The following is a 25,030-nucleotide window of genomic DNA, read 5'->3' as shown; positions in this document are numbered from 1 at the left end:
GACCGACATAATGTCGGTCGTGGCGACAGCAACGACAGTAGAAACCGGGCACGCGCACCCGTCGGTCAACCGGCCGAACCTCACCAGCGTCGGAACCATCATCTGGCTGAGTTCCGAGCTGATGTTCTTCGCGGCCCTCTTCGCGATGTACTTCACCCTGCGATCGGTGACGGGTCCCGCGCACTGGAAGGAGATGGCCTCCAGCCTGAACCTTCCGTTCTCGGCGACGAACACCACGATCCTGGTGCTCTCCTCCCTCACCTGCCAGCTCGGCGTCTTCGCCGCCGAGCGCGGTGACGTGAAGAAGCTCCGGGGCTGGTTCATCGTCACGTTCGTGATGGGCGCGATCTTCATCGGCGGTCAGATCTTCGAGTACACCGAGCTGGTGAAGAAGGACGGGCTCTCGCTCTCCTCCGACCCGTACGGTTCGGTGTTCTACCTGACCACCGGCTTCCACGGCATGCACGTGACGGGAGGTCTGATCGCGTTCCTGCTGGTCCTCGGCCGCACCTACGCGGCGAAGAGGTTCACGCACGAGCAGGCGACCGCGGCGATCGTCGTGTCCTACTACTGGCACTTCGTCGATGTCGTCTGGATCGGCCTCTTCGCCACGATCTACCTGATCAAGTAGCCGGGGACCGCTCCCGAACATCACCGCAGCATCGACGCAGAAGATCCTGACACCGGGGTAATCCGTGAAAAAGCTCTCCGCACGACGACGCCATCCGCTGGCGGCAGTCGTCGTCCTACTCCTCGCGCTGGCGGCCACTGGGGGGCTGTACGCCGCGTTCGCGCCTGCGAGCAAGGCGCAGGCCGATGAATCCTCCCAGTCCCTGACCATCGAAGAGGGCAAGAAGCTCTACGAGGTCGGTTGCGCCAGCTGCCACGGCACCGGTGGCCAGGGCTCCTCGGACGGGCCGAGCCTCGTGGGCGTGGGCGCCGCGGCCGTCGACTTCCAGGTCGGCACCGGCCGTATGCCGGCCGCCACCTCGCAGGGCGCGCAGGTCCAGAAGAAGAAGAACATCTACACCCAGGCCCAGATCGACCAGCTCGCGGCGTACATCTCCTCGCTGGGTGCCGGTCCGAACGTCCCGACCAAGGCGCAGTACGACCCGGCCGACGGGGACATCGCCAAGGGCGGCGAGCTGTTCCGCACCAACTGCGCGCAGTGCCACAACTTCACCGGCAAGGGTGGTGCGCTCACCAAGGGCAAGTACGCCCCGTCCCTGGAGGGCGTCGACCCGAAGCACATCTACGAGGCCATGCAGACCGGCCCGCAGAACATGCCGTCCTTCCCCGACACGACGCTGACGGAGAAGAACAAGAAGGACATCATCGCGTACCTGCACGAGGTCAACGGCGATGAGACGGTGAACCCCGGCGGTCTGGAGCTGGGCGGCCTCGGGCCGGTCAGCGAGGGCCTGTTCGCGTGGATCTTCGGTCTCGGTGTGCTTGTCGCAGTCGCCGTCTGGGTCGCCGCTCGGACCGCAAAGGCCAAGAAGTCATGAGTAGCCAAGACATTCCAGAAGAGAACCTGCCCGCAGCGCAGGACACCACGCACGGCGCCGTAGGCGTCGCGGACGAGCAGAACCCGTTCGCCGACCCCGGGCTGCCCCCGCACGAGCACCGGATCCAGGACATCGACGAGCGGGCCGCCAAGCGGTCCGAGCGCGTCGTCGCCCTGCTGTTCACGGTCTCGATGCTGGCCACCATCGGCTTCATCGCGTCCTACGTGACGATCCCGGCCGACAAGCACATCTTCGTGTTCCCGATCGGGCACATCAGCGCGCTCAACTTCGCGCTGGGCCTGTGCCTCGGCACGGCGCTGTTCTGCATCGGCGCGGGCGCGGTCCACTGGGCCCGCACCCTGATGTCCGACGTGGAGGTCGCCGACGAGCGCCACCCGATCGAGGCCTCGCCCGAAACCCGGGCGAAGGTCCACGCGGACTTCAAGCTGGGCGCCAAGGAGTCGGCGATCGGCCGCCGCAAGCTGATCCGCAACACGATGCTCGGCGCGCTCACCCTGGTGCCGCTCTCCGGCGTCGTCCTGCTGCGCGACCTCGGTCCGCTGCCCCAGACCAAGCTCCGCCACACGCTCTGGTCCAAGGGCAAGCTGCTGGTCAACATGAACACCAACCAGCCGCTGCGTCCCGAGGACGTGCAGGTCGGCTCGCTCACCTTCGCCAAGCCCGACGGCCTGGAGGAGGCACAGGAGGATTTCCAGAACGAGATCGCCAAGTCGGCCCTGATGATCATCCGGCTCCAGCCGGACAACATCAAGGACAAGCGCGAGCTCGAGTGGTCGCACGAGGGCATCGTGGCGTACTCGAAGATCTGCACCCACGTCGGTTGCCCGATCTCCCTGTACGAGCAGCAGACGCACCACGTGCTGTGCCCGTGCCACCAGTCCACCTTCGACCTCTCCGACGGTGCCCGAGTGATCTTCGGCCCCGCCGGTCACGCCCTGCCCCAGCTCCGCATCGGCGTGAACGGAGACGGTTACCTCCAGGCGCTCGGCGACTTCGAGGAGCCCGTCGGTCCTGCATTCTGGGAGCGCGGATGAGTACTGCAGCCAACGACCAGCCCCGCCCCCGCGGGAAGGCGCCGGCCGGCGAGCGCGTCGCCGACTGGGCCGACGGCCGGCTCGGGATCTACTCCCTGGCCAAGGCCAACATGCGCAAGATCTTCCCCGACCACTGGTCGTTCATGTTGGGTGAGGTCTGCCTCTACAGCTTCATCATCATCATCCTCACGGGTGTGTACCTGACGCTGTTCTTCCACCCGTCGATGAACGAGGTGGAGTACCACGGCAGTTACGTCCCGCTGCAGGGACAGCTGATGAGCGAGGCGTTCAGCTCGACCCTGCACATCTCCTTCGACGTGCGCGGTGGTCTGCTCATCCGGCAGATCCACCACTGGGCCGCGCTGATCTTCCTCGCCGGCATGTTCGTGCACATGATGCGCGTGTTCTTCACCGGCGCGTTCCGCAAGCCGCGTGAGATCAACTGGCTGTTCGGCTTCCTGCTGTTCGTCCTGGGCATGTTCACCGGCTTCACCGGTTACTCGCTCCCGGACGACCTGCTGTCCGGCACGGGTGTGCGCTTCACCGAGGGCGCGATCCTGTCCATGCCGATCGTCGGCACGTACATCTCGTTCTTCCTGTTCGGCGGCGAGTTCCCCGGCCACGACTTCGTGGCCCGGTTCTACTCGATCCACATCCTGCTGCTGCCGGGCATCATGCTCGGCCTGGTCGTGGGCCACCTGATCCTGGTCTTCTACCACAAGCACACGCAGTTCGCGGGCCCCGGCAAGACGAACAACAACGTCGTCGGCATGCCGCTGCTGCCGGTCTACATGGCCAAGGCCGGAGGCTTCTTCTTCCTGGTCTTCGGCATCATCGCGGCCATCGCGGCGGTCGCCCAGATCAACCCGATCTGGGCCATGGGCCCGTACCGCCCGGACCAGGTGTCCACCGGCGCCCAGCCCGACTGGTACATGGGCTTCGCCGAGGGTCTCGTCCGCTACATGCCGGGCTGGGAGATCAACTTCTGGGGGCACACGCTCGTCCTGGGCGTGTTCATCCCGCTGGTCCTCTTCGGTGTGGTGCTGGCGGCGATCGCGGTCTACCCGTTCATCGAGTCCTGGGTCACCGGCGACAAGAGCGAGCACCACATCCTGGACCGCCCGCGCAACGCCCCTACGCGCACCGGCTTCGGTGTCGCCTGGGTCACGGTGTACATGATCGGTCTGGTCGGTGGCGGCAACGACCTGTGGGCCACGCACTTCCACCTGTCGATCAACGCCGTCACCTGGTTCGTCCGGATCGGCTTCTTCGTCGGACCGGTCGTCGCGTTCATCGTCACCAAGCGGATCTGCCTCGGTCTGCAGCGCCGCGACCGCGACAAGGTGCTGCACGGCCGGGAGACCGGCATCATCAAGCGCCTGCCGCACGGTGAGTTCATCGAGGTCCACGAGCCGCTCAGCCAGGAGCAGCTGCACACCCTCACGGCCCACAACCAGTACGTGCCGGCCGAGATCGGCCCGACGGTCGACGAGAACGGTGTCGAGCGGAAGGTGAAGGGTTCGGAGAAGCTGCGCGCCAAGCTCAGCAACGCCTACTACGGCGAGGACAACCAGATCCCGAAGCCGACCGTCGAGGAGTACAAGGAGATCACGAGCGGCCACGGCCACCACTGATCGCTGCGCACGCCACGCCACGCGCGAAGGGCCCCGTCCGGTGTTCGGACGGGGCCCTTCGCCATGCCCGACGGCTGGATAGGGTGGGGCCACACCCTGCTACGACCATCAGGAGCGGCTCATGAGCGCTGTGACCCCCGCTGGAGGCGACACCGCGGCGGGCCGTTCCTGGCCCGAGGTGCTGAACGCCCTGCTGTACGGCCGTGACCAGAGCGCGGACGCGACGGCCTGGGCGATGGACCAGATCATGCGCGGCGAGGCCACCGACGCGCAGATCGCCGGCTTCGTGGTGGCGCTGCGCGCCAAGGGCGAGACCGTCGAGGAGATCACCGGTGTGGTCCGGGCGATGTACGAGCACGCCAACGTGATCGAGGTGACCGGCCGCACGGTCGACATCGTCGGCACGGGTGGCGACGGCGCGAAGACGGTGAACATCTCCACGATGGCGGCGCTCGTGGTGGCCGGCACCGGCGCGAAGGTCGTCAAGCACGGCAACCGGGCCGCCTCGTCGGCGTCGGGCTCCTCGGACGTCCTGGAGAAGCTGGGCGTCAACCTGGACCTGACGCCACAGCGGGTGGCCGAGGTCGCGGAGGAGGCGGGCATCACCTTCTGCTTCGCGGTGAAGTTCCACCCGGCACTGCGCCATGTGGCCGCCACACGCGGCCAGTTGGGCATCCGGACGGTCTTCAACGCCCTCGGGCCGCTGACCAACCCGGCGAAGGTGAAGGCGCAGGCGGTCGGCGTCGCGGACCCCCGCCTGGCGCCGATGATCGCGGGCGTCCTGGCCGGACGCGGCAACTCCTCCCTCGTCTTCCGCGGTGACGACGGCCTCGACGAGCTGACCACGACCTCCACCTCCCACGTCTGGGTGGTCAGGGACGGCAAGGTCACCGAGGAGACCTTCGACCCGCGGGACGTCGGCATCCAACTGGTGCCGGTGGAGGCGCTGCGCGGCGGCGACCCGTCGTACAACGCCGAGGTGGCGCTGCGTCTGCTCGACGGCGAGACCGGGCCCGTCCGCGACGCCGTCCTGCTGAACTCGGCGGCGGCGCTGGTGGCCCTGGACCCGACGGGAGAACCGCTGGCCGAGCAGTTGCGTGCCGGGATGCGCAAGGCGGCCGAGTCGATCGACTCCGGGGCGGCCAGGCGGACCCTCGACCGCTGGGTGGCGGCGAGCAACGCGTAGGGACTGCCCCGACGGGGAGCAGCCGCGGGAGTAGAGTGAAACTGTGAAAACGTGGCCCCGCGGCTGCTCCGTCTCGGCGTGGGGTGCCCGGGGACACGGGCCGCAAGGAGCGAGGCATGATCCACTCAGCCGATATCCGCGAGTGGCGCAACCGTGACGTGATCGATCCCAGGGGCCGCAAGATCGGTGCCCTGGAAGCGGTCTACGTGGACACCACCACCGACACTCCTGCCATGGTCACCGTCCGCACCGGACTGCCGACCCGGCACCGGCTCGTCTTCGTCCCCCTCGACGAGGCGACCCTCGGTCCCGGGTACGTGAAGGTGGCCCACTCCAGGGGGCAGGTGAAGAAGGCACCGTCCATCGGCATGGACGACGTCCTGCCGGTCGAGCGGGAGCACGAGATCTACGAACACTACGACAGGCCCTACGAGGCCGATGTCCAACGCGGGCGCCGGCTGGCGCGCGGCTGACCGGCCCGTCGGAGGAGGCGGTCACCCATGGCGCTCTTCCTGTTCCTGATCCTCGTGGCCGTCATCCTGGGGCTCATCGGCGTGGCGGCACAGGGGCTGTTCTACCTCCTGGTCATCGGTGCGGTGATCCTGGTGGCCGACCTGGTGCTGTTCGGCGTGCGCTGGTCCCGGCACCACGGGCACCACGTCGTGCGGTGAGACTCCCGTCCGCCATCCGGACATGAGTTGCGGGCCGGTGATCAGCCACGTAACTTCTGTGACCAGGTCATGAGTGACAGTCATTCGGCCCCGGCCGACTGTCCGGCAACCCTCCGTCCGTGGCGGGGTGCCCCGGGTGAAGACCAGGCCGTGGGCAGCGAGGTCCGCGGCAAGCGCGGACCCCTCGCAAGCCAGGGGTCCTGGTCGTCGAGGGAGCCTTCTGTGAGCAAGCGAATGCGCTAGGGCGTCGAGCCCCGCCTCCGCATCCCCCTTTTCACCTCATCCGTGCTTGAGCGCCGTCCGCTCGTGCGGTGAGTTCCGCCTGCCTTCACAGGAGTACACCCATGTCCGTCCGCACCGTTGCCGCCGACCAGTCCCTCTGTGCCCCGCTGCCCGTTCTCGGCCGGGACGTCACCGTCCCGCTCGTCACCGGTGGGGAGGTCGCCTACGCCGCGCTCGACTACGCGGCCAGCGCCCCCGCGCTCCAGCGGGTCTGGGACGACGTGGCCGCGTACGCCCCCTACTACGGCAGCGTGCACCGGGGCGCCGGCTACCTCTCGCAGCTGTCCACCGACCTCTTCGAGAACGCCCGCGCCACGGTCGCCGAGTTCCTCGACTGCCGGGCGGACGACCAGGTCGTCTTCACCCGGTCGACCACGGACTCCCTGAACCTCCTCGCCCGCGCGCTCCCCGCGGGCTGCCAGGTCTTCGTCTTCGAGACCGAGCACCACGCCTCCCTGCTGCCCTGGCAGGACGCCCGGGTCACCTACCTCGACGCCCCCCGCACCCCGCGGCAGGCCGTGGAGACCCTCGAGCGGGCCCTCGCCGGCCGCCCTGTACCGACCGGAGGGGGCCACGGCCCGGCCCTGGTGTGCGTGACCGGCGCCTCCAACGTCACCGGTGAGCTCTGGCCGGTCCGCGAACTGGCCGCCGCCGCCCACGCGCACGGCGCCCGGATCGTCCTGGACGCCGCCCAGCTGGCCCCGCACCACCCGGTGAGCCTCAGGGAGCTGGACGTCGACTGGGTCGCGTTCTCCGGGCACAAGCTGTACGCCCCGTTCGGCTCCGGTGTGCTGGCCGGCCGTGCCGACTGGCTGCGCGCGGCCGAGCCGTACCTCGCGGGCGGCGGCGCCAGCCGCAAGGTCACCCGGCGCGACGACGGGGGAGTGGAGGTGGAGTGGCACGACAGCGCCGCCCGCCACGAGGCCGGCTCCCCGAACGTCATCGGCGCCTACTCCATCGCCTCGGCCTGCAAGGCGCTCACCGAGGCGGGCTTCGAGAGCCTGGTCGCCCGCGAGCAGCACCTGATCGCCGAGGTCCGCGCGGGCCTGGCGGAGGTCCCCGAGGTCCGGGTGCTGTCCCTCTTCGGCGACGACGCCCCGCGCGTCGGCGTCATCTCCTTCGTCGTCGAGGGCTGGAACAGCTCCCACTTCGCCGCCGCGCTCTCCGCGGAGTACGGCATCGGCGTCCGCGACGGCCTGTTCTGCGCCCACCCCCTGGTCCGCACCCTGCTGGGCAGCGACCCGCAGACGCAGGGCGAGTGCGGCGCCCCCGAGGCGGCGCCCGGCGAGAAGTCCCTCAACGCCGTCCGGGTCAGCTTCGGCGCGGGCACACCGGACGAGCACGTGGAGCGGTTCGTGTCCGCGGTGAAGGAACTGGTGCGGGACGGTGCCAAGTGGCGCTACCGGACCGAGGACGGCCGCTGCGTTCCGGCCGTCTGACCCCCGGCTCGGCAACCGGCTCCACGCGGCCTCCGGCCGAAACGAGGCCCTCGTCGGCCCGTCCTAGCTGTCCAGCCCGATCGCGAACGCCGCCTCCAGGTCGTGCTGGGAGTAGGTGCGGAACGCCACGTGCGTGTCGGTGGCCTCCACGCCGGGGATCTTGCTGATCCGGCCGGGGATGACATCCGCCAGGTCCTCGTGCCGGCTCACCCTGACCATGGCGATCAGGTCGTAGGTGCCGGTGACCGAGAAGACCTCGCTGACACTGTCCAGCGCGGCGATCTGCTCCGCGATCTCGGGGATCCGGTCCACGCTGGTCTTGATGAGCACGATCGCGGTGATCACGGCTGGTTCTCTCCCTCGGGGGCCGGGGCTGGGGCGGCCTCAACTCTAGGGCAGCCCCTGGTGGCCCGCCCGAACAGCACCCACGCGAGGACGAAGCCCAGCCCGAAGCCCACCAGGTGGGCCAGGTACGCCACACCCGGGCCCTGCGGGGCACGGCCCGCCGCCAGCCACTGCAGGGCCGCCCAGAAGGGCAGGACGATCCAGGCGGGGAAGCGCAGCGGGAGGAAGAACAGGAACGGGAGGAGACTGGTGACGCGGGCGCCGGGGAACAGGTAGAGGAACGCGCCGAGGACCGCCGAGATCGCCCCCGAGGCCCCGACCAGGGACTGTTCGGAGGCGGCGTTGGCGGCGGCGTAGCCGAGCAGCGCCAGATAGCCGCAGCCGACGTAGAACAGGATGAACTGGACGCGGCCCATGCGTTCCTCGGTCATCGCCCCGAAGACGTAGAGGAAGAGCATGTTGCCCAGCAGGTGCACCCAGCTGCCGTGCACGAACAGCGCCGTGGCCGGGGTGAGGGCCGTCCGGGCCGGGCCGTCGAACAGCTCGGCGGGGATCACCCCCCAGTGCCGGAAGTAGGCCCGCTGGGCGGCGAGCAGGGCGTCGCCGGAGCCGTAGACCGGATTCAGCCCGCCCGCCGGCCCGAGCAGGAACAGCAGACAGCACAGGACGATCAGGGCGTACGTCATCGGCGTCGACTTGCTGACCATGGCTACAGAGCATGACGTAACGGGACGCAAGCGCACGGACCGCCTCGCCGCCGTGGACGGACGGGCGGCGAGTCGCCGCCAGGCCGTAGGGTTACGAGCCACACGCGTCGCGGAGACGATGTGTCACGGACCACGGACACTAGAAGGAAGCGAACAGTCACGATGCCGGTTCCCCTGCCGACCGCCGAGACCCGGTGGCGCTGCACCCTCTGCGGCAACCTCACCCGTTTCGACGTGACCCGCTCGTCGAAGGTCGTCGAGTACGTCCACCTCGACCTCGCCGGTGAGCCCAAGGTCGAGGAGCGGGAGGTGGTCAGTGAGACCATCGAGTCGGTGCGCTGCCGCTGGTGCAACGCGGTGGACCAGGTGGAACTCGTGGACAGGCCGGGCGCCGACTCCTGACCGGAGCGACGCACACGTGATGGGGTGTGACGGATGGTGGAGACCACGGGCGGGGGGCCGGGCGACGGCACCGCCGAGGTGCTTGACCGTCCGCTGCCCGACGGCGTGCGGCGGCGGGTCGTGCAGATCGTCTCGGACGGCTTCGGCGGGCTGACGGTCGCCGAACTACCCGCCCAGCTACGGCAGTACGCCCGTTTCGCCCCCAACCGTCGCGCGAAGTTCGCGGGCAACGCGATGGCGGCGGCGCTGGAGACCGAGCCGCTGTTCCGCCAGCGCATCGGCGAGAAACTCAGAGAGGCCCAGCCGGAACTCACCGGCGCCCTCGACTCGGGCTCCCCGCCTCCGGCCGCGGACCCGCTCGACGTGGCGGCCGCGGCCTACGTACTGCGCCCCGCGGGCTGGGTGAAGCTGGTGACCGCGGCCGGCGAGGAGGCCCTGCGGGCGGACGCCGAGCGCGCCGACGAGGAGAGCCGCGCCGAGCTGGAGCGGCTGCGCGAGGAGCTCGACCGGGCCCGTGAGCAGACCCGGGCCGAGACCGAGCGGCTGCGCGCCGAGCTGGAGTCGGCCAAGAGGGAAGCGGAATCGCTTCACCGCAAGCTCCGCGCCGCCCTCAGCGACGTCAAGCGCGGCGAGGCGGCCCTGCGCAGGGTGCAGGGCGAGATCGAGGTGGTGCGGGCCGAGGGGCAGGCCCAGGTGTCCGCCGCGGAGAGCGAGACCCGGCGGCTCAAGTCCCGCCTCGGCGAGGCCGAGGCCGCGCTGGAGGCCACGCGCAGAGCAGCCCGCGAGGGGCGCAGTGTGGAGGACATGCGCGTCCGGCTGCTCCTTGACACCCTTCTGGACGCGACGCAGGGGCTGCGCCGGGAGCTGGCCCTGCCGCCGGTGTCGGTGCGGCCGGCGGAGACGGTGGACGCGGTCGAACCGGGACGGATGACCCCGAAGGACATCGCCGCACGGGCGTTGTCCGAGAACGATCCCGCGATCCTCGACCAGCTCCTCGCCCTGCCGCAGGCGCACCTGGTGGTCGACGGCTACAACGTCACCAAGACCGGCTATCCGCAGATGCCGCTGGAGAAGCAGCGGCTGCGGCTGCTCGGCCAGCTCTCCCAGCTCGCCGCCCAGACCGGCGCCGAGGTGACGTGCGTCTTCGACGGGGCCGAACTGGCCGCGCCGGTGCTGCTGGCCCCGCCGCGCGGGGTGCGGGTGCTGTTCTCCAAGCCGGGCGTCACGGCCGACGAGCTCATCCGCCAGCTGGTGCGCGCGGAGCCGCCGGGCCGCCCGGTCATCGTCGCCTCGACGGACCGCGAGGTGGCCGACGGGGTCGCCAGGGCGGGGGCCCGTCCGGTGGCTTCTGCGGTGCTTCTGAAGCGCCTGTCCTGAAAACGCCAACGTAGAGGTTTAATGCCCGAATTGGCGGTTCTGTCACGCAACGTAGTGTCAACCGCGCATCACTCCATGTGGGTTGAGTGCAAAGAATGCATTGCGTGACGAGGATTTTTGGTGTGAGGATTTGATCTGATCACAAGAGGGTCACTAGGGTCTGGGCTCGAACCTCCGAGCGGGTGATCACTCACAAGAAGGAGTTCGCCTGTCGTGGCGTCCCACCGTCGACCCAAGCAGCCCAGTCGCACGCGTGTCACCGTGCTGACCACCGCAGCAGCCGCCGCCGTCGCGTTCAGCGCGAACGCCGCCAACGCCGCACCCAGCGAGAAGCTGAGCAAGAGCGAGGTCAAGGCCAGGGTCGACAAGCTCTACGAGGAAGCCGAGCAGGCCTCCGAGAAGTACGACGGAGCCAAGGCGAAGCAGGAGAAGCTCCAGAAGGAGATCTCCACCATCCAGGACAACGTCGCCCGCGGTCAGCAGGAGCTCAACAAGCTCCGCGACGGCCTGGGCTCGATGGCCACCGCGCAGTACCGCACCGGCGGCATCGACCCCTCGGTCCAGCTCTTCCTGTCCTCCAACCCGGACGACTACCTCGACAAGGCCTCCACTCTCGACCAGTTGAGCAGCCAGCAGGTCGAGGCCCTGAAGGAAATTCAGGACAAACAGCGTGAACTCGCCCAGGAGCGCGCCGAGGCGACCGAGAAGCTCAAGGACCTCGCCTCCACCCGCACCGCACTGGGTGACAAGAAGCGGGAAGTCCAGGGCAAGCTGGCCGAGGCGCAGAAGCTGCTCAACACCCTGACCGCCAAGGAGAAGGCGGCCCTCGCCGCCGAGCAGAACCGCGCCAGCCGTTCCTCCACCGAGCGCGTCAACCTGGGCGACACCCCGCCCGGTTCCAGCCGTGCCGCCGCGGCCTTCGCCGCCGCCCAGACCAGGATCGGCTCGCCCTACCAGTGGGGCGCCACCGGCCCGTCCGCCTTCGACTGCTCGGGCCTGACCTCCTGGGCCTACGCCCAGGCCGGCGTCTCCATCCCGCGCACCTCCGAGGCGCAGGCCAACGCCGGTACGCGCATCTACAACCAGGCGGACCTGAAGGTCGGCGACCTCGTCATCTTCTTCGGCGACTACCACCACGTCGGCCTGTACGCGGGCAACGGGCAGGTGCTGCACGCCCCGCACACCGGTGCCGTGGTGCGCTACGAGGCGATGAGCAACATGACGTTCGAGTTCGGCGTCCGCATCGGCTGACCCTGCGCGGGCCGCCCCTCGCGGTCCCGTGGGTGCGCCCGAACGGGCGATTCACCACAACCGGAAACTGACTCCACGCCCCGCCGGTGACCTGCGTCAGCGGCGGGGCGTCGGGTTGCCGGGCCCCCGGCCTCCTTGGACGCTGCGTGTCCGCACGGCTACTGTCTGCCGAGCTCTGCCAGACATCCGCCAGCGGAAGGAGTGCGGTTTCCCGTGGGGTCCCATCGCCGTCCAGCACCGTCCGGGTTCGACCGGGGCGCCGGCACCGCCCTGTGCGTGTTGTCCGTCGCCACCGCCGCGTTCGGCGCCGTACCGTCGAGCGCCGCGCCGCACGAGGACACGCGCGCCGAGGTGGACCGGCTCTACCGGCAGGCCGAGCAGGCGACCGAGGCCTACGACAAGGCCGACGAGCGCTCCGACAGGCTGCGCGAGGAGGTCGGCGACGCCCAGGACCGGATCGCCCGGCAGCAGCAGCGCATCAACGCCATGCGCGACTCGCTCGGTTCGCTGGCCGGCGCCCAGTACCGCTCCGGGGGCCTCGCTCCGACCGTCGCCCTGCTGCTCTCCGACGACCCGGGCGACTACCTCGACAAGGCCACCACCCTCGACCGGATCGGTGCCCGCCAGTCCGACCGGCTCACCCAGTTGCAGACGGCGATGCGCGAACTCGCCCGGGAACGTGACCGGACCGCGGGGAAACTCGCCGAACTCGAGCGGAGCCGCAAGCAGGTCGCCGCCCGCAAGCGGATCGTGGAGAAGAAGCTCGCCCGGGCCAGGCAGCTGCTCAACTCCCTGCCCGCCGCCGAGCGCGCCGCCTACGTACGGGCCTCCCGCTCGGGCCGCGGCGGCATCTCCGATCTCTTCGGTGCCACCGCCCCGAACGCCCGCGCCGCCGCGGCCGTCGCCGCCGCCCGCTCCGCCCTCGGCCGCCCCTACGTCTGGGGCGCGAACGGCCCCTCGGCCTTCGACTGTTCGGGCCTGACCCAGTGGGCGTACGCACAGGCGGGCGTCCATCTGCCGCGCACCTCGCAGGAGCAGCGGTACGCCGGCCGGCAGGTCCCCCTCTCCCAGGCCCGGCCCGGCGACCTGGTCGTCTACCGCTCCGATGCCGGCCATGTCGGCCTGTACGCGGGCAACGGCCAGGTGATCCACGCGCCCTACCCCGGTGCACCGGTGCGCTACGACCCGGTCGGGATGATGCCGATCTCCTCGGTCACCCGGCCCTGACTTTCCCGCGCCGGGCCGTACCATCGGCAGGTGGCTGGACGCGGACGGGCGTGGCACGCCCCCTTGGTGGGGCTCTGTCTGCTGCTCACCTCCCTGACGGGGTGCGGCGGGCAGTCCGGTACCGACTCGGCGAAGGCGCAGGTGCAGCAGGTGCTGGACCGCCGGGCGGCGGCCCTGCTGCGGCACGACGAAGCGGCGTACGACGAGACCGGCAGCCCCGCGCAGTACCGGCAGCTGCGCGCGGTGCCGCTGACGTCCTGGGCCTACCGGCTGACCGCCCTGCACCGTGATGGCACCGGCGCCAGCGCCGACGCCCGGCTGAGCTACCGGGTCCGGGACTACGACCGGGCGCCCGTCACCACCGACCGCAGGCTCACCCTCGGGCGCACCACCGACGGACACTGGTACGTCGCCGCCGACCGGCCCGCGAAGAAGGCCGGGCAGCAGCTGTGGGACGAGGGCACCGTGACGGCCGCACGGGGAGAGCACAGCCTGGTGCTCGGGGTCGGGCAGTCCGGTGCCGAGCTGCGCGGCTACGCCCGCCTCGCCGACCGCGCCGTCCCCGCGGTGTCGCGGGTATGGGGCGCGGACTGGACCCGGCGGGTCGTCCTGCTCGTACCGCGGGACCTGGACGGGATGGCCCGGCTGCTCGGCTCGCCCGCCTCCTCCTACCGGGGAATCGCCGCGGTCACCACCGGAGAGGTGGGCGGCTCCGGCGGTGCGCCCGCCGACCGGGTCATCGTCAACCCCGAGGCCTACGCCATCCTCGGCGCCATCGGAAAACAGGTCGTGCTCACCCACGAGACGACCCACGTGGCCACCCGCGCCCACACCGGCGCCGCCACCCCGCTGTGGCTCTCCGAGGGCTACGCCGACTGGATCGGCTATCTGGGCACGGGCCGCACGGCGCCACAGGCCGCGCCGGAGCTGGCGCGGGCGGTCCGGGACGGGCACGTCCCGGCGCATCTGCCCGCCGACAAGGACTTCGGCTTCAGCACGGACGCCGTGGCCCTGGCCCGGGCGTACGAGAGCGGCTGGCTGGCCTGCCGGATGATCGCCGACCGCTGGGGCGAGATCCGGCTCGGCGAGTTCTACCGGGCCGTCGGCGCGCACGGAAAGCGAGCGGGCGCGGTCGAGGACGCGCTGAAGAAGGTCCTCGGCACGACACCGCAGGACTTCACCACGCAGTGGCAGGCCTACGTCCGGGACCGACTCGGCTGAGCCGGCGGACCGACGGCAGCGCGGGGCCCCGGCCGTGCCGTCCGTGCGGCCGGACCGTGTGGTCCGGGCCGGGTGGTCCGGGCCGGGTGGTCCGGTCCGGGATCAGGGGGAGACCGGGGTCTCCGCCGAGGGCGAGCTCGGGCTCGGCAGCGCGGGCAGCCGGGACGGGGCGACCGTGGAGCGCCACAGGCGGCGGGCCGCGGTGACCGAGGCGGCGACCAGCAGGGCGTTGCGCAGGAACAGCAGGCCGGTGCCGTACCAGTCGCTGGCGATGACATGGGTGAAGTTGGTGGGGAACTCCAGGACCGTCACCAGGGTCGCCGCCAGCACCAGCAGTGTGGGCAGGCCCATCCGGTCGGCCCGGAAGCACATGCAGACCGCGGCCAGGCCGACCAGCCACACCATGTACTGGGGGCTGATCACCCGGCTGGTGACGGTGAAGATCAGTACCGCCGTGAAGGCCGCGTCCGCGAGCGTGTGGGGCCGGAACCGGTTCGCGTTCATCCGCCACAGCAGCAGCCATCCGAAGCAGGCCGCCGTCAGCGTCAGGGCCACGGTGCTCACGACGTCGACGTACGGACCGAGGAACTCGATCGAGCCGTAGTTCAGCAGCACCTCGCCCCGCCAGCCGAAGTGCCGAGCCACATGGAAGACCAGGGCTCCCAGCGACTCCACCTCGGTGCCGCGGTCGCGCTGGAAGGTGAGGAACGCGAACGAGCCGGGCATGGCGACCGAGAACACCGCGGCCAGGCCCGCCGCGGTCGCCGCCGCCGCGCCCCACGCGCGGCGCCGTACGGCACCCACCAGCAGCAGCGCCGGCCACACCTTGAGCATGGCCCCGAAACCCACCAGCGCACCCATCACCCGGGGGCGCTGCGCACCCGCGAGCAGCGCGGCCACCGCGACCGCGGTCACCATCACGTCGTAGCGGGCGTACAGGGTCGGCCCGAGCAGCGGGGCGCCCACCACCCACACCCAGGCGCCGCGCAACGACTTGCCGGGGCGCCGGCCGGTGTACAGCAGCAGGCCCAGCACGGCCAGGTCGGCGAGGACGGCCAGGACGAAGAAGGCGTGTGTGTAGCTGAGGAAGGGCAGGGTGGCGGGGGAGAGGATCGCCAGCGCGGCCGCGGGCGGGTACTGCCAGGTCACGTCGTCCAGCGGGAAGGTGCCGGTGCGCAGCACCTCGTACCAGCCCCGGTAGGTCACGGACACGTCGGACGTGACGTCCGCGCCCGGGAGGACGAGCACCCGGAGGACGTAGAGCAGCACCACCAGCCGGGTCGCGGCCCAGGCCACGGACAGCCCTGCCAGGGACCACCCGGCGCCCTTCGTCTTCACACGATCCCCTGCCGTTCGATTCCACTCGAGGGGAACATGATGTCCTGCCCGGCTGTGAGCATGCCACACACACGGCCGCTCCGGGCCGGGTCACGGCGCGTTCGGTAGGGTCGGCGGCGATGCACAAGACCCTGATCGTCACCAACGACTTCCCGCCCCGGCCCGGCGGCATCCAGGCGTTCCTGCACAACATGGCGCTGCGTCTGGACCCGGACCGGCTGGTCGTCCTCGCCTCCACCTGGAAGCGGAGCCGGGAGGGCATCGAGGCGACGGCCGCGTTCGACGCCGAGCAGCCGTTCACCGTGGTGCGCGACCGCACCACCATGCTGCTGCCCACACCGCGGGCCACCCGGCGGGCCGTCGGGCTGCTCCGGGAGCACGGGTGCACATCGGTGTGGTTCGGGGCGGCGGCCCCGCTCGGGCTGATGGCCCCGGCCCTCAGGAAGGCGGGCGCCCGTCGGCTGGTGGCCACCACCCACGGGCACGAGGCCGGGTGGGCCCAGCTGCCCGCCGCGCGGCAGCTGCTGCACCGGATCGGTGAGTCGACGGACACCATCACCTACCTGGGCGAGTACACGCGCTCGCGGATCGCCACGGCGCTCAGCCCCGAGGCGGCCGGTCGGATGGTGCAGCTGCCGCCCGGGGTGGACGAGAAGACGTTCCATCCGGGCTCGGGCGGCGCCGAGGTGCGGGCGCGGCTCGGGCTGACCGAGCGGCCCGTGGTGGTGTGCGTCTCCCGGCTGGTGCCGAGGAAGGGCCAGGACACGCTGATCCGGGCCATGCCCCGGATCCTCGCGGCGGAGCCGGACGCCGTACTGCTGATCGTCGGCGGCGGGCCCTACGAGAGGGACCTGCGCCGCCTCGCCCACGAGACCGGGGTGGCGGACTCGGTGCGTTTCACCGGCGCCGTGCCCTGGGCCGAGCTGCCCGCGCACTACGGTGCCGGGGACGTCTTCGCCATGCCGTGCCGGACCCGCCGGGGCGGTCTGGACGTCGAGGGCCTCGGCATCGTCTACCTGGAGGCCTCCGCCACCGGGCTGCCCGTCGTCGCCGGTGACTCCGGCGGCGCCCCCGACGCGGTGCTCGACGGCGAGACCGGCTGGGTGGTCCGGGGCGGCTCCCCGGCCGACGCCGCCGAACGGATCGTCACCCTCCTCGGCGACGCCGAACTGCGCCGCCGGATGGGCGAGCGAGGACGGAGCTGGGTCGAGGAGAAGTGGCGCTGGGACCTTTTGGCCGAGAAGTTGAAAGCGCTCCTCTAGCCGGAGGCCGATAATCCGCCGATGCTGCGCGCATGACAGCCAAACTGATGCAGCGTCAGCTGACGAGACGTCATATCCTTGGTATGGCCGCCCTGCAGACGGCGGCCACCCTCGGCTTCACCCGCGTCGGCCTGCAGTCGGCCCACGCGGTGGAGCCCGCGGCGGTCGAGTCCGCCCCGGCCATCGTGATCGGCTCCGGCTACGGCGGTGCCGTCGCCGCCCTCCGCCTCGGCCAGGCCGGGATCCGTACCGTCGTCCTCGAGATGGGCCGCCTGTGGAACACCACCGGCTCCGACGGCAAGGTGTTCTGCACCACCACCGCCCCGGACCAGCGGTCCATGTGGTTCCGCACCCGCACCGAGGCACCGCTGGCCACCTTCCTGTGGCTCGACCTCGTCAACAGGGACATCACCCCCTACCCCGGGGCCCTCGACCGCGTGCACTACGACGCCATGTCCGTCTACGTCGGCCGGGGCGTCGGCGGCGGCTCCCTGGTCAACGGCGGGATGGCGGTCACCCCGCCGCAGTCGTACTTCGCCGAGCTGTTCCCGACCGTGGACGCGAACGAGATGTACGGCACCTGGTTCCCGCGCGCCCGCGCCATGCTCGGCGTCAACAGCATCGACCCCGCCTGGTTCGAGTCGACCGAGTGGTACCAGTTCACGCGGACCTCCCGGAAGGCCGCCACCGCCGCCGGCCTGAAGACCACCTTCGTGCCGAACGTCTACGACTTCGGCTACATGCAGCGCGAGGCGGCCGGCACCGCGACCAAGTCCGCGCTCGCCGGAGAGGTCATCTACGGCAACAACTACGGCAAGCGCAGCCTGGACAAGACGTATCTCGCCGCCGCGCTCGGCACCGGCAACGTCACCGTCCACAGCCTGGAGAAGGTGCGGAGCATCAGCCGGGCGAGCGACGGTTCGTACGTGCTGACCGCCGACCGCATCGACACCACCGGCAAGGTCGTCGAGACCAAGAGCTACGGCTGCACGTACCTCTTCCTCGGCGGCGGGAGCCTCGGCACCAGCGAACTCCTCGTCCGCGCCCGGGACACCGGCACCCTGCCCGACCTGGACGCGAACGTCGGCGCCGGCTGGGGCACCAACGGCAACACCATGGTGGGCCGCGCCAACCACGTCTGGGACACCGTCGGCGCCCACCAGGCCACCATGCCCGTGATGGGCATCGACGACTGGGCCAACGCCGACAACCCGGTCTTCGCCGAGATCGCCCCGCTGCCCATGGGCATCGAGCACTGGGTCAGCATGTACCTCGCCATCACCAAGAACCCGCAACGGGCGAGATTCACCTACGACTCCGCGTCGGGCTCGGTGAAGCTGGGCTGGACGGCGGCCCAGAGCGCGGTGTCGGTGGCCATGGCCAAGAAGCTGTTCGACCGGATCAACTCGGCGAACGCCACCATCTACCGCTACGACCTGTTCGGCTCGACCAGCAAGGTCTTCGCGGACGACTTCACCTACCACCCGCTGGGCGGCTGCGTCCTGGGCAAGGCCACCGACGACTACGGCCGGGTGAAGGGCTACTCGAAGCTCTACATCACCGACGGCTCGCTCGTGCCCGGCTCGACCGGCGTCAACCCGTTCGTGACGATCACCGCGCTCGCCGAACGCCTCATGGCGCGGGTCCTCGCCGAGGACATCGCGCCATGAGCCGCGGTGGAAGGGGTGACCGCCCGGACGGCTACTTCGCGTAGATCGCCTCGATGTCGCCCGCGTAGTCCTTCGCCACCACGTTGCGCTTGAGCTTCAGCGACGGCGTGAGATGGCCCGACTCCTCCGTGAACTGGGAGGGCAGAATGCGGAACTTCCGCACCGATTCCGCCTTCGACACCGCGGCGTTGCCGTCGTCGACCGCGGCCTGGATCGCCGCCAGCAGATCCGGGTCCTCGCGCAGCGACGCCGCGGTGGAGCCGGCCGGCTTGCCGTGCTCGGCGCACCACCGGCCGAGGAACTCCTCGTCGAGGGTGACCAGCGCGCCCACGAACGGCCGTCCGTCGCCCACCACCATGCACTCCGCGACCAGCGCGTGCGCCCGGATGCGGTCCTCTATCACCGCGGGGGCGACGTTCTTGCCGCCCGCCGTGACGATGATCTCCTTCTTGCGACCGGTGATCTTGAGGTATCCGTCCTCGTCGAGGGTGCCGATGTCACCGGTGTGGAACCAGCCGTCGGCCAGCGCCTCGGCGGTCGCCGCCTCGTTGTTCCAGTAGCCCTTGAACAGGTGCTCGCCGTGCAGCAGCACCTCGCCGTCGTCGGCGATGCGGACCACCGAGCCGGGCAGCGGCTGCCCGACCGTCCCGATCTTCTGCCGGTCCCACGGGTTGAACGCGGTGGCCGCGCAGGACTCGGTCAGACCGTAGCCCTCCAGGACCGTGAAGCCGATGCCGCGGAAGAAGTGGCCGAGCCGCTCGCCCAGCGGCGCACCACCGGAGATGGCGTACTCGCCGCGCCCGCCGAGCACCGCGCGCAGCTTGCTGTAGACCAGCTTGTCGAAGACCTTGTGCTTGATCTTCAGCCCCACGGACGGGCCCGACGGCGTGCCCAGCGCCTTGCTGTACGCGATGGCCGTGTCGGCCGCCTTGTCGAAGATCGCGCCCTTGCCGTCCGCCTGCGCCTTGGCCCGCGCGGTGTTGTACACCTTCTCGAACACCCGCGGCACGCCGAGGATCAGCGTCGGGCGGAACGCGGCCAGTTCGTCGGTGAGGTTCTTGATGTCCGGGACGTTGCCCAGCTTGATCGGCGCCATCATCGGGGCGATCTGCACCAGGCGCCCGAAGACGTGCGCGAGCGGCAGGAACAGCAGGACGGAACACTCACCGGTGCGGAACAGCGGGCGCAGCCGCTCCACGACGTTCCCGCACTCGGCGAAGAAGCTGCGGTGGGTGAGGACACAGCCCTTGGGGCGGCCCGTCGTGCCCGAGGTGTAGACGATCGTCGCCGGGTCGTCGGCCTTCGCCAGCGAGCTGCGCTCCTCGACGGTCGCGTCGGCGACGTCCTGCCCCAGCCGGCCCAGCTCCTCCACACCCCCGGCGTCGATCTGCCAGACGTGCTTGAGCCCGGGCAGCGACTCGCGCACCGACTCCACGGCGGCGGCGTGACCCGACTGCTCCACGACGCAGGCGGTGGCGCCCGAGTCGGAGAGGATCCACTGCACCTGCTCGGGCGAGCTGGTCTCGTACACCGGCACCGTGACCGCGCCCGCGCTCCAGATCGCGAAGTCCAGCAGCGTCCACTCGTACCGGGTACGGGACATCAGGCCCACCCGGTCGCCCGGCTGGACGCCTGCGGCGATCAGGCCCTTGGCGGCGGCGCGCACCTCGGTCAGGAACGCCGTGGCCGTCACGTCCTGCCACGCACCCCCCACCTTGCGGGCGATGACGGCGACGTCGGGATGCTGCGCGGCGTTTCTGCGGACGATGTCGGTCAGATTTCCGTCCGCAGGGACCTCGTACAAAGCCGGAAGGCTGAACTCGCGCAAGACTGCTGCTCCTCATAGGGCGCCGGCGCCACGACGTTGTGTGATGCGACGGTCGGTCCAAGGCTCGGGCAAGTGCTCGGAGATTCAGCTGTTGAAATCCTGAGCACGACTGGACTGCCCGGACGTTACCCGCCGGTATGGCTTCTTCGACAGGGGGTTCCGGCGAGATGTTCGCTGCGTCACACGGGTTGATGTTCCTCAGCGCACAGTAGTCGACGCACTAACTGACTAGCCAGTAACCGCAGGCCCGGCCGCCACTGTTCACAACTGCATCGCTCGGCCTACCCTTGATCACCATGGCCCCCACATCAGTCGCCCGCTCCCGCACCCGCGTCCACGTGGTCAGCGACGTGCACGGCAACGCACGTGACCTGGCCACGGCCGGTGAGGGAGCCGACGCGCTGATCTGTCTGGGCGACCTGGTGCTCTTCCTGGACTACGCCGACCACGCGCGCGGCATCTTCCCCGACCTGTTCGGCAAGGAGAACGCCGACCGCATCGTCGAACTGCGCACCGCGCGCCGCTTCGAGGAGGCGCGCGAGTTCGGGGCCAGGCTGTGGGCGGGCATCGGCGCCGACCGGGCCACCGCCATAGAGAAGGCGGTGCGCAAGCAGTACGCCGAGATGTTCGCCGCGTTCCCCACACCGACGTACGCCACCTACGGCAATGTCGACATGCCGCCGTTGTGGCGGGAGTACGCCGCGCCGGGCACCACCGTGCTCGACGGCGAGCGGGTGGAGATCGGCGGCCGGGTCTTCGGCTTCGTGGGCGGCGGCCTGCGCACCCCGATGCGGACACCGTACGAGATCAGCGACGAGGAGTACGCGGCCAAGATCGAGGCCGTCGGCGAGGTCGACGTACTGTGCACGCACATCCCGCCGGAGGTGCCGGAACTGGTCTACGACACGGTCGCCCGCCGCTTCGAACGGGGCAGCCGCGCCCTGCTCGACGCCATACGCCGCACCAGGCCCCGCTACTCCCTCTTCGGTCACGTCCACCAGCCACTGGTCCGGCGCATGCGGATCGGGGCGACCGAATGCGTGAACGTGGGGCACTTCGCGGGCACCGGAAAGCCCTGGGCCCTGGAATGGTGAGGGACCGGGGGGTACGGGGTGAAGTCGGCTGGTGGCGGGCGCGGTAGCCTTCCGCTGCACACCCGTGCGCATGACCACCAAGCACGACGGCCACGCACACCACCACGCACGACGACCACCCGACTACCGGCCGCATCCGGAGGAGCCACGGCGATGGCGGAACACACCAGCTCGAGCATCACCATCGAGGCGGCACCGGCCGATGTCATGGGGGTGATCGCCGACTTCGCCCGCTACCCGGACTGGACCGGCGAGGTGAAGGAGGCCGAGGTCCTCAAGACCGACGGCGCGGGCCGCGCCGAGCAGGTCCGGCTCGTCATGGACGCGGGCGCCATCAAGGACGACCAGACCCTCGCCTACACCTGGACCGGCGAGAACGAGGTCTCCTGGACCCTGGTGAAGTCCCAGATGCTGCGCTCCCTCGACGGCTCGTACCTCCTGAAGCCCGCCGGCGCGGGCGCGACCGAGGTCACCTACCGGCTGACGGTGGACGTCAAGATCCCCATGCTCGGCATGATCAAGCGCAAGGCCGAGAAGGTCATCATCGACCGGGCGCTGGCGGGGCTGAAGAAGCGGGTGGAGTCGGGCGAGCAGTAGCGTTGCCCGGAACGTCCGCGAAGCGCGGGTAGCGTTCACCCCCATGCGCACCATCCTGATCACGGGCCCGGGCGGCTGCGGACGTACCACCGTCGCCGCTGCCGCCGCCCTGCGTGCCGCGGAGCACGGCACCCGCACCCTCGTGCTGAGCGCCGACCGCACCGACACCCTCGGGGCGGCACTGGGCACGGCCACGGGCGCCGCCCCGGTCCAGGTCGCGCCCGGACTCACCGCCTGGCGCCCCGACGCGACCGAGCGCTTCCGGGAGGACCTCACCGCCTTCCAAGGCCGCGCCGCGAGCGTCCTCGACCTGCTCGGCGCCGCCCGGCTGGACGCCGAGGAGGTCACCCCGCTCCCCGGCGCCGAGGAACTGACCTTCCTGCGCGCCCTCAGGGACGCCGCCCTCTCCGAGCGGTACGAACTGCTCGTCGTCGACCTGCCGCCCGCCCCGCAGGCCCTCGCCCTGCTCGCCCTCCCGGAGGAACTGCGCCGGTACCTGCGCCGTCTCCTCCCGCCCGAGCGCCAGGCGGCCCGCGCCCTGCGCCCCGTCCTCGGCCGGCTCGCCGGGGTCCCCATGCCCGCGGACTGGCTGTACGAGACGGCCGCCCGCTGGGACGTCGAACTCGCCGCCGTGGAAGCGGTCGTCGCCGACCGTCACACCGCCGTCCACCTGGTCGCCGAGCCCGGACCGGCCGCCGCCGACGCCGTGCGCACCGCCCGCCTGGGCCTCGCGCTGCGCGGCCTGCGCACCGAGGCCCTGATCGCCAACCGCGTCCTGCCGGAGACCGCCGACGATCCCTGGACAGCCGGTCTCGTCACCCAGCAGGGCAAGACCGTGGCCGAGTGGCGCGCCTCGTACGAGGTCCACGCCGTCCCCCACCTCGGCCGGGACCCGCGCGGCGCCGACGACCTCGCCGCGCTCGCCGTGCCCGAGGTCCCGGCGCCCACCCCGGTCGAGTGGCCCGTCACCGACCGGATCACCGAGGACGGCGTCCTGGTCTGGCACATTCCGCTGCCCGGCGCCATACGGGACGAACTCGACCTGGTGCGGCGCGGCGACGAGATCGTGATCACGGTCGGCCCGTTCCGCCGGATCGTCCCGCTGCCCTCCGCGCTGCGCCGGTGCACCGTGGCGGGGGCCGCGCTGCGCGACGGCGAACTGCGCATCCGGTTCGCGCCGGACCCCGGCCTGTGGCCGCGCGAGCAGTGACCCGGCCGCGGCCCGGCGCGGGGCGGTGAACCCGAGTACGCCCGTTCGGGTAACGTCGTAAGAGCGAACCGTAGTCAGGAGTCCGTCATGAGCGAAGAGCGCCCCACGCCCGACGCCCCGGAACCCGAGGCCGCCGACGAGGTACGGGCGACCGACGCCGACGCCTGGGCCACGGCCTGTGCCGAGGACCTCGCGGCGGAGAAGGCCCGCCGACGTGCCGAACACGGTCCGCCCCCGGGCTCGGCCGCAGAGGAACTGCGCAAACTGGTCGACGCGGTCGCCGACAAACTCTCCGGCTTCCAGTCCCCGCTGCTCGGCGCGGTGGCCGGACCCGCCGCCCAGCAGGCGGTGCGACAGGTCGTACAGCAGGCGAAGGCCGCCGTGGAACCCGTCCTGGAGCGCAATCCCGACGTCTTCGACCACCTGGCCGCCGCCGGAAACGAGCTGCTGGCCGCCTACCGCTCGGCCGTCCAGTCCCAGGAGCGGCGCTGGACGTCCGACCCGGGCGGCCTCAAGGACGACCTGAGGAAGGCCTGGACCGACCGCGACGACCCGGACGAGGGCACCGGCCCGGGCCAGCGCATCGACCTGGACTGAGAGCCCCCGCAAGGCCCTGCCGCCCGCTTCCCGCCCGCCCGCCGACGGGAAGCCGACGGCAGCGCCTCGGGTACGGTTGGCGGTAGCGGGGCTCGACCGAAACTGAGGGATTCATGGGACTCACCATCGGCGTCGACATCGGCGGCACGAAGATCGCGGCCGGCGTGGTCGACGAGGAAGGCAACATCCTCTCGACCTTCAAGGTGCCGACCCCGGGCACGCCCGAGGGCATCGTGGACGCCATCGCCTCGGCGGTGGAGGGCGCCCGCGCCGGGCACGAGATCGTCGGCGTGGGCATCGGCGCCGCCGGGTACGTCAACCGCCAGCGCTCCACGGTCTACTTCGCGCCCAACATCGACTGGCGCCAGGAACCGCTGAAGGAAGAGGTCGAGGCCCGCGTGGGCCTCCCGGTCGTCGTCGAGAACGACGCCAACGCCGCCGCCTGGGGCGAGTACAAGTTCGGTGCCGGCAAGGGCCACCGCAACGTCATCTGCATCACGCTCGGCACCGGCCTCGGCGGCGGCATCATCATCGGCAACAAGCTGCGCCGCGGCCACTTCGGCGTGGCCGCCGAGTTCGGCCACATCCGCATGGTCCCGGACGGGCTCCTGTGCGGCTGCGGCTCGCAGGGCTGCTGGGAGCAGTACGCCTCCGGACGCGCCCTCGTCAGATACGCCAAGCAGCGCGCCAACGCCACCCCCGAGAACGCCGAGATCCTGCTCGGCCTCGGCGACGGCACCCCCGACGGCATCGAGGGCAAGCACATCTCCATGGCCGCCCGCCAGGGCGACCCGGTCGCCGTCGACTCCTACCGCGAGCTGGCCCGCTGGGCCGGCGCCGGCCTCGCCGACCTCGCCTCCCTCTTCGACCCCTCCGCCTTCATCGTCGGCGGTGGCCTCTCCGACGAGGGCGAACTGGTCCTCGACCCCATCCGCAAGTCCTACAAGCGCTGGCTGGTCGGCGGCAACTGGCGCCCGGTGGCGGACGTCATCGCGGCCCAGCTGGGCAACAAGGCGGGACTCGTCGGCGCGGCGGACCTGGCCCGCGAGCCGGACCCGATCATGTAGGAGACCTGTGCCGTACCCGGGCGCGAGGCGGAAACCTCGCGCCCGGGTCATCGGGCGTACAT

The 25,030-nt window shown here is 70.9% G+C and carries 24 protein-coding genes and 1 riboswitch; of the genes, 20 read left to right on the top strand and 4 right to left on the bottom strand.

Going from position 1 to position 25,030, the window contains the following annotated elements; translation table 11 throughout:
* Window positions 1–10: 10 nt before the first annotated feature.
* The 8 genes from ctaE to ACWC21_RS04875 all read left to right on the top strand — a co-directional run bounded on the left by ctaE (window position 11) and on the right by ACWC21_RS04875 (window position 7,775).
* Window positions 11–631 carry an aa3-type cytochrome oxidase subunit III gene (ctaE, locus tag ACWC21_RS04910; protein ID WP_450878187.1) on the top strand — a complete coding sequence of 207 codons (621 nt, stop codon included), beginning with the start codon at window positions 11–13 and terminating at the stop codon, window positions 629–631.
* A gap of 64 nt (window positions 632–695) precedes the next feature.
* Window positions 696–1,508 carry a cytochrome bc1 complex diheme cytochrome c subunit gene (qcrC, locus tag ACWC21_RS04905; protein WP_450878186.1) on the top strand — a complete coding sequence of 271 codons (813 nt, stop codon included), beginning with the start codon at window positions 696–698 and terminating at the stop codon, window positions 1,506–1,508.
* A complete protein-coding gene (gene qcrA / locus ACWC21_RS04900) occupies window positions 1,505–2,563 on the top strand; it encodes a cytochrome bc1 complex Rieske iron-sulfur subunit (protein ID WP_450878184.1) in 1,059 nt (352 codons plus the stop codon). The genes qcrC and qcrA overlap by 4 nt, the downstream gene beginning before the upstream one ends.
* The gene (qcrB, locus tag ACWC21_RS04895) at window positions 2,560–4,197 is read left to right on the top strand and encodes a cytochrome bc1 complex cytochrome b subunit (protein ID WP_450878182.1); all 1,638 of its coding nucleotides are present in this window, start codon (window positions 2,560–2,562) and stop codon (window positions 4,195–4,197) included. The genes qcrA and qcrB overlap by 4 nt, the downstream gene beginning before the upstream one ends.
* Before the next feature lie 121 nt (window positions 4,198–4,318).
* Entirely contained in the window at window positions 4,319–5,383 is a 1,065-nt protein-coding gene (gene trpD / locus ACWC21_RS04890; protein ID WP_450878180.1) for an anthranilate phosphoribosyltransferase, read from the top strand.
* 116 nt (window positions 5,384–5,499) lie between these two features.
* The gene (locus ACWC21_RS04885) at window positions 5,500–5,856 is read left to right on the top strand and encodes a PRC-barrel domain-containing protein (RefSeq protein ID WP_450878178.1); all 357 of its coding nucleotides are present in this window, start codon (window positions 5,500–5,502) and stop codon (window positions 5,854–5,856) included.
* Between the two features lie 27 nt (window positions 5,857–5,883).
* The gene (locus ACWC21_RS04880) at window positions 5,884–6,054 is read left to right on the top strand and encodes a hypothetical protein (RefSeq protein WP_450878177.1); all 171 of its coding nucleotides are present in this window, start codon (window positions 5,884–5,886) and stop codon (window positions 6,052–6,054) included.
* Between the two features lie 65 nt (window positions 6,055–6,119).
* Window positions 6,120–6,236, top strand: a riboswitch (SAM riboswitch).
* A 162-nt stretch (window positions 6,237–6,398) separates the two neighbouring features.
* Window positions 6,399–7,775 carry an aminotransferase class V-fold PLP-dependent enzyme gene (locus ACWC21_RS04875; RefSeq protein ID WP_450878175.1) on the top strand — a complete coding sequence of 459 codons (1,377 nt, stop codon included), beginning with the start codon at window positions 6,399–6,401 and terminating at the stop codon, window positions 7,773–7,775.
* Window positions 7,776–7,838: 63 nt separating this feature from the next.
* On the opposite strand, the gene ACWC21_RS04870 is transcribed toward ACWC21_RS04875, so the two are convergent.
* Together ACWC21_RS04870 and ACWC21_RS04865 are read right to left on the bottom strand one after the other, a co-directional pair.
* Complete coding sequence (locus ACWC21_RS04870) at window positions 7,839–8,120, bottom strand: Lrp/AsnC family transcriptional regulator (RefSeq protein ID WP_450878173.1); 282 nt, start codon at window positions 8,118–8,120, stop codon at window positions 7,839–7,841.
* On the bottom strand, window positions 8,117–8,827 hold the full coding sequence (locus ACWC21_RS04865; RefSeq protein ID WP_450878171.1) for a rhomboid family intramembrane serine protease: 711 nt from the start codon (window positions 8,825–8,827) through the stop codon (window positions 8,117–8,119). The genes ACWC21_RS04870 and ACWC21_RS04865 overlap by 4 nt, the downstream gene beginning before the upstream one ends.
* 162 nt (window positions 8,828–8,989) lie before the next feature.
* Between ACWC21_RS04865 and ACWC21_RS04860 the strand changes: the two genes are divergently transcribed.
* The 5 genes from ACWC21_RS04860 to ACWC21_RS04840 all read left to right on the top strand — a co-directional run bounded on the left by ACWC21_RS04860 (window position 8,990) and on the right by ACWC21_RS04840 (window position 14,305).
* Window positions 8,990–9,229 carry a hypothetical protein gene (locus ACWC21_RS04860; RefSeq protein ID WP_389140449.1) on the top strand — a complete coding sequence of 80 codons (240 nt, stop codon included), beginning with the start codon at window positions 8,990–8,992 and terminating at the stop codon, window positions 9,227–9,229.
* 33 nt (window positions 9,230–9,262) lie between these two features.
* Window positions 9,263–10,606, top strand: coding sequence for an NYN domain-containing protein (locus tag ACWC21_RS04855; protein WP_450878169.1), 1,344 nt, complete (start codon window positions 9,263–9,265; stop codon window positions 10,604–10,606).
* A 213-nt stretch (window positions 10,607–10,819) separates the two neighbouring features.
* A complete protein-coding gene (locus ACWC21_RS04850) occupies window positions 10,820–11,857 on the top strand; it encodes an NlpC/P60 family protein (protein WP_450878167.1) in 1,038 nt (345 codons plus the stop codon).
* A 213-nt stretch (window positions 11,858–12,070) separates the two neighbouring features.
* Window positions 12,071–13,084, top strand: a complete 1,014-nt coding sequence (locus ACWC21_RS04845; protein WP_450878165.1) for an NlpC/P60 family protein — start codon at window positions 12,071–12,073, stop codon at window positions 13,082–13,084.
* A gap of 30 nt (window positions 13,085–13,114) precedes the next feature.
* Window positions 13,115–14,305: a hypothetical protein gene (locus ACWC21_RS04840; protein ID WP_450878163.1), complete on the top strand. Its 1,191-nt coding sequence runs from the start codon at window positions 13,115–13,117 to the stop codon at window positions 14,303–14,305.
* 102 nt (window positions 14,306–14,407) lie between these two features.
* Here ACWC21_RS04840 and ACWC21_RS04835 read toward each other — a convergent pair whose 3' ends face one another.
* Window positions 14,408–15,643, bottom strand: coding sequence for a glycosyltransferase 87 family protein (locus tag ACWC21_RS04835; protein ID WP_450878161.1), 1,236 nt, complete (start codon window positions 15,641–15,643; stop codon window positions 14,408–14,410).
* A 119-nt stretch (window positions 15,644–15,762) separates the two neighbouring features.
* Between ACWC21_RS04835 and ACWC21_RS04830 the strand changes: the two genes are divergently transcribed.
* Both ACWC21_RS04830 and ACWC21_RS04825 read left to right on the top strand, forming a co-directional pair.
* Window positions 15,763–16,905 carry a glycosyltransferase family 4 protein gene (locus ACWC21_RS04830; protein WP_450878159.1) on the top strand — a complete coding sequence of 381 codons (1,143 nt, stop codon included), beginning with the start codon at window positions 15,763–15,765 and terminating at the stop codon, window positions 16,903–16,905.
* Between the two features lie 32 nt (window positions 16,906–16,937).
* Window positions 16,938–18,575 carry a GMC oxidoreductase gene (locus ACWC21_RS04825; RefSeq protein WP_450878157.1) on the top strand — a complete coding sequence of 546 codons (1,638 nt, stop codon included), beginning with the start codon at window positions 16,938–16,940 and terminating at the stop codon, window positions 18,573–18,575.
* A gap of 31 nt (window positions 18,576–18,606) precedes the next feature.
* On the opposite strand, the gene ACWC21_RS04820 is transcribed toward ACWC21_RS04825, so the two are convergent.
* Window positions 18,607–20,403: an AMP-dependent synthetase/ligase gene (locus tag ACWC21_RS04820; RefSeq protein WP_450878155.1), complete on the bottom strand. Its 1,797-nt coding sequence runs from the start codon at window positions 20,401–20,403 to the stop codon at window positions 18,607–18,609.
* A 296-nt stretch (window positions 20,404–20,699) separates the two neighbouring features.
* Between ACWC21_RS04820 and ACWC21_RS04815 the strand changes: the two genes are divergently transcribed.
* The 5 genes from ACWC21_RS04815 to ACWC21_RS04795 all read left to right on the top strand — a co-directional run bounded on the left by ACWC21_RS04815 (window position 20,700) and on the right by ACWC21_RS04795 (window position 24,968).
* Window positions 20,700–21,497, top strand: coding sequence for a metallophosphoesterase family protein (locus ACWC21_RS04815; RefSeq protein WP_450878153.1), 798 nt, complete (start codon window positions 20,700–20,702; stop codon window positions 21,495–21,497).
* A 153-nt stretch (window positions 21,498–21,650) separates the two neighbouring features.
* The gene (locus tag ACWC21_RS04810; protein WP_450878151.1) at window positions 21,651–22,094 is read left to right on the top strand and encodes an SRPBCC family protein; all 444 of its coding nucleotides are present in this window, start codon (window positions 21,651–21,653) and stop codon (window positions 22,092–22,094) included.
* A gap of 43 nt (window positions 22,095–22,137) precedes the next feature.
* Complete coding sequence (locus tag ACWC21_RS04805; protein ID WP_450878149.1) at window positions 22,138–23,304, top strand: ArsA family ATPase; 1,167 nt, start codon at window positions 22,138–22,140, stop codon at window positions 23,302–23,304.
* 87 nt (window positions 23,305–23,391) lie between these two features.
* The gene (locus ACWC21_RS04800) at window positions 23,392–23,901 is read left to right on the top strand and encodes a DUF5304 domain-containing protein (RefSeq protein ID WP_450878148.1); all 510 of its coding nucleotides are present in this window, start codon (window positions 23,392–23,394) and stop codon (window positions 23,899–23,901) included.
* Between the two features lie 113 nt (window positions 23,902–24,014).
* Entirely contained in the window at window positions 24,015–24,968 is a 954-nt protein-coding gene (locus ACWC21_RS04795) for an ROK family glucokinase (protein WP_388788471.1), read from the top strand.
* The last annotated feature ends 62 nt before the right edge of the window (window positions 24,969–25,030 follow it).

It is taken from the genome of Streptomyces sp. NPDC001348, from assembly GCF_053597535.1.
This window is presented reverse-complemented; position numbering and strand designations above follow the sequence as displayed.

Excerpts from the sequence above, each read along its gene's own strand:
- ACWC21_RS04860 (WP_389140449.1), top strand. The coding sequence starts at position 8,990 with ATGCCGGTTCCCCTGCCGACCGCCGAGACCCGGTGGCGCTGCACCCTC.
- ACWC21_RS04825 (WP_450878157.1), top strand. The coding sequence starts at position 16,938 with ATGACAGCCAAACTGATGCAGCGTCAGCTGACGAGACGTCATATCCTT.
- ACWC21_RS04800 (WP_450878148.1), top strand. The coding sequence starts at position 23,392 with ATGAGCGAAGAGCGCCCCACGCCCGACGCCCCGGAACCCGAGGCCGCC.
- ACWC21_RS04815 (WP_450878153.1), top strand. The coding sequence starts at position 20,700 with ATGGCCCCCACATCAGTCGCCCGCTCCCGCACCCGCGTCCACGTGGTC.
- ACWC21_RS04855 (WP_450878169.1), top strand. The coding sequence starts at position 9,263 with ATGGTGGAGACCACGGGCGGGGGGCCGGGCGACGGCACCGCCGAGGTG.
- ACWC21_RS04885 (WP_450878178.1), top strand. The coding sequence starts at position 5,500 with ATGATCCACTCAGCCGATATCCGCGAGTGGCGCAACCGTGACGTGATC.
- qcrA (WP_450878184.1), top strand. The coding sequence starts at position 1,505 with ATGAGTAGCCAAGACATTCCAGAAGAGAACCTGCCCGCAGCGCAGGAC.
- ACWC21_RS04830 (WP_450878159.1), top strand. The coding sequence starts at position 15,763 with ATGCACAAGACCCTGATCGTCACCAACGACTTCCCGCCCCGGCCCGGC.
- qcrB (WP_450878182.1), top strand. The coding sequence starts at position 2,560 with ATGAGTACTGCAGCCAACGACCAGCCCCGCCCCCGCGGGAAGGCGCCG.
- ACWC21_RS04875 (WP_450878175.1), top strand. The coding sequence starts at position 6,399 with ATGTCCGTCCGCACCGTTGCCGCCGACCAGTCCCTCTGTGCCCCGCTG.
- ACWC21_RS04880 (WP_450878177.1), top strand. The coding sequence starts at position 5,884 with ATGGCGCTCTTCCTGTTCCTGATCCTCGTGGCCGTCATCCTGGGGCTC.
- ACWC21_RS04795 (WP_388788471.1), top strand. The coding sequence starts at position 24,015 with ATGGGACTCACCATCGGCGTCGACATCGGCGGCACGAAGATCGCGGCC.
- ACWC21_RS04805 (WP_450878149.1), top strand. The coding sequence starts at position 22,138 with ATGCGCACCATCCTGATCACGGGCCCGGGCGGCTGCGGACGTACCACC.
- ACWC21_RS04865 (WP_450878171.1), bottom strand. The coding sequence starts at position 8,827 with ATGGTCAGCAAGTCGACGCCGATGACGTACGCCCTGATCGTCCTGTGC.
- ACWC21_RS04810 (WP_450878151.1), top strand. The coding sequence starts at position 21,651 with ATGGCGGAACACACCAGCTCGAGCATCACCATCGAGGCGGCACCGGCC.
- ctaE (WP_450878187.1), top strand. The coding sequence starts at position 11 with ATGTCGGTCGTGGCGACAGCAACGACAGTAGAAACCGGGCACGCGCAC.
- trpD (WP_450878180.1), top strand. The coding sequence starts at position 4,319 with ATGAGCGCTGTGACCCCCGCTGGAGGCGACACCGCGGCGGGCCGTTCC.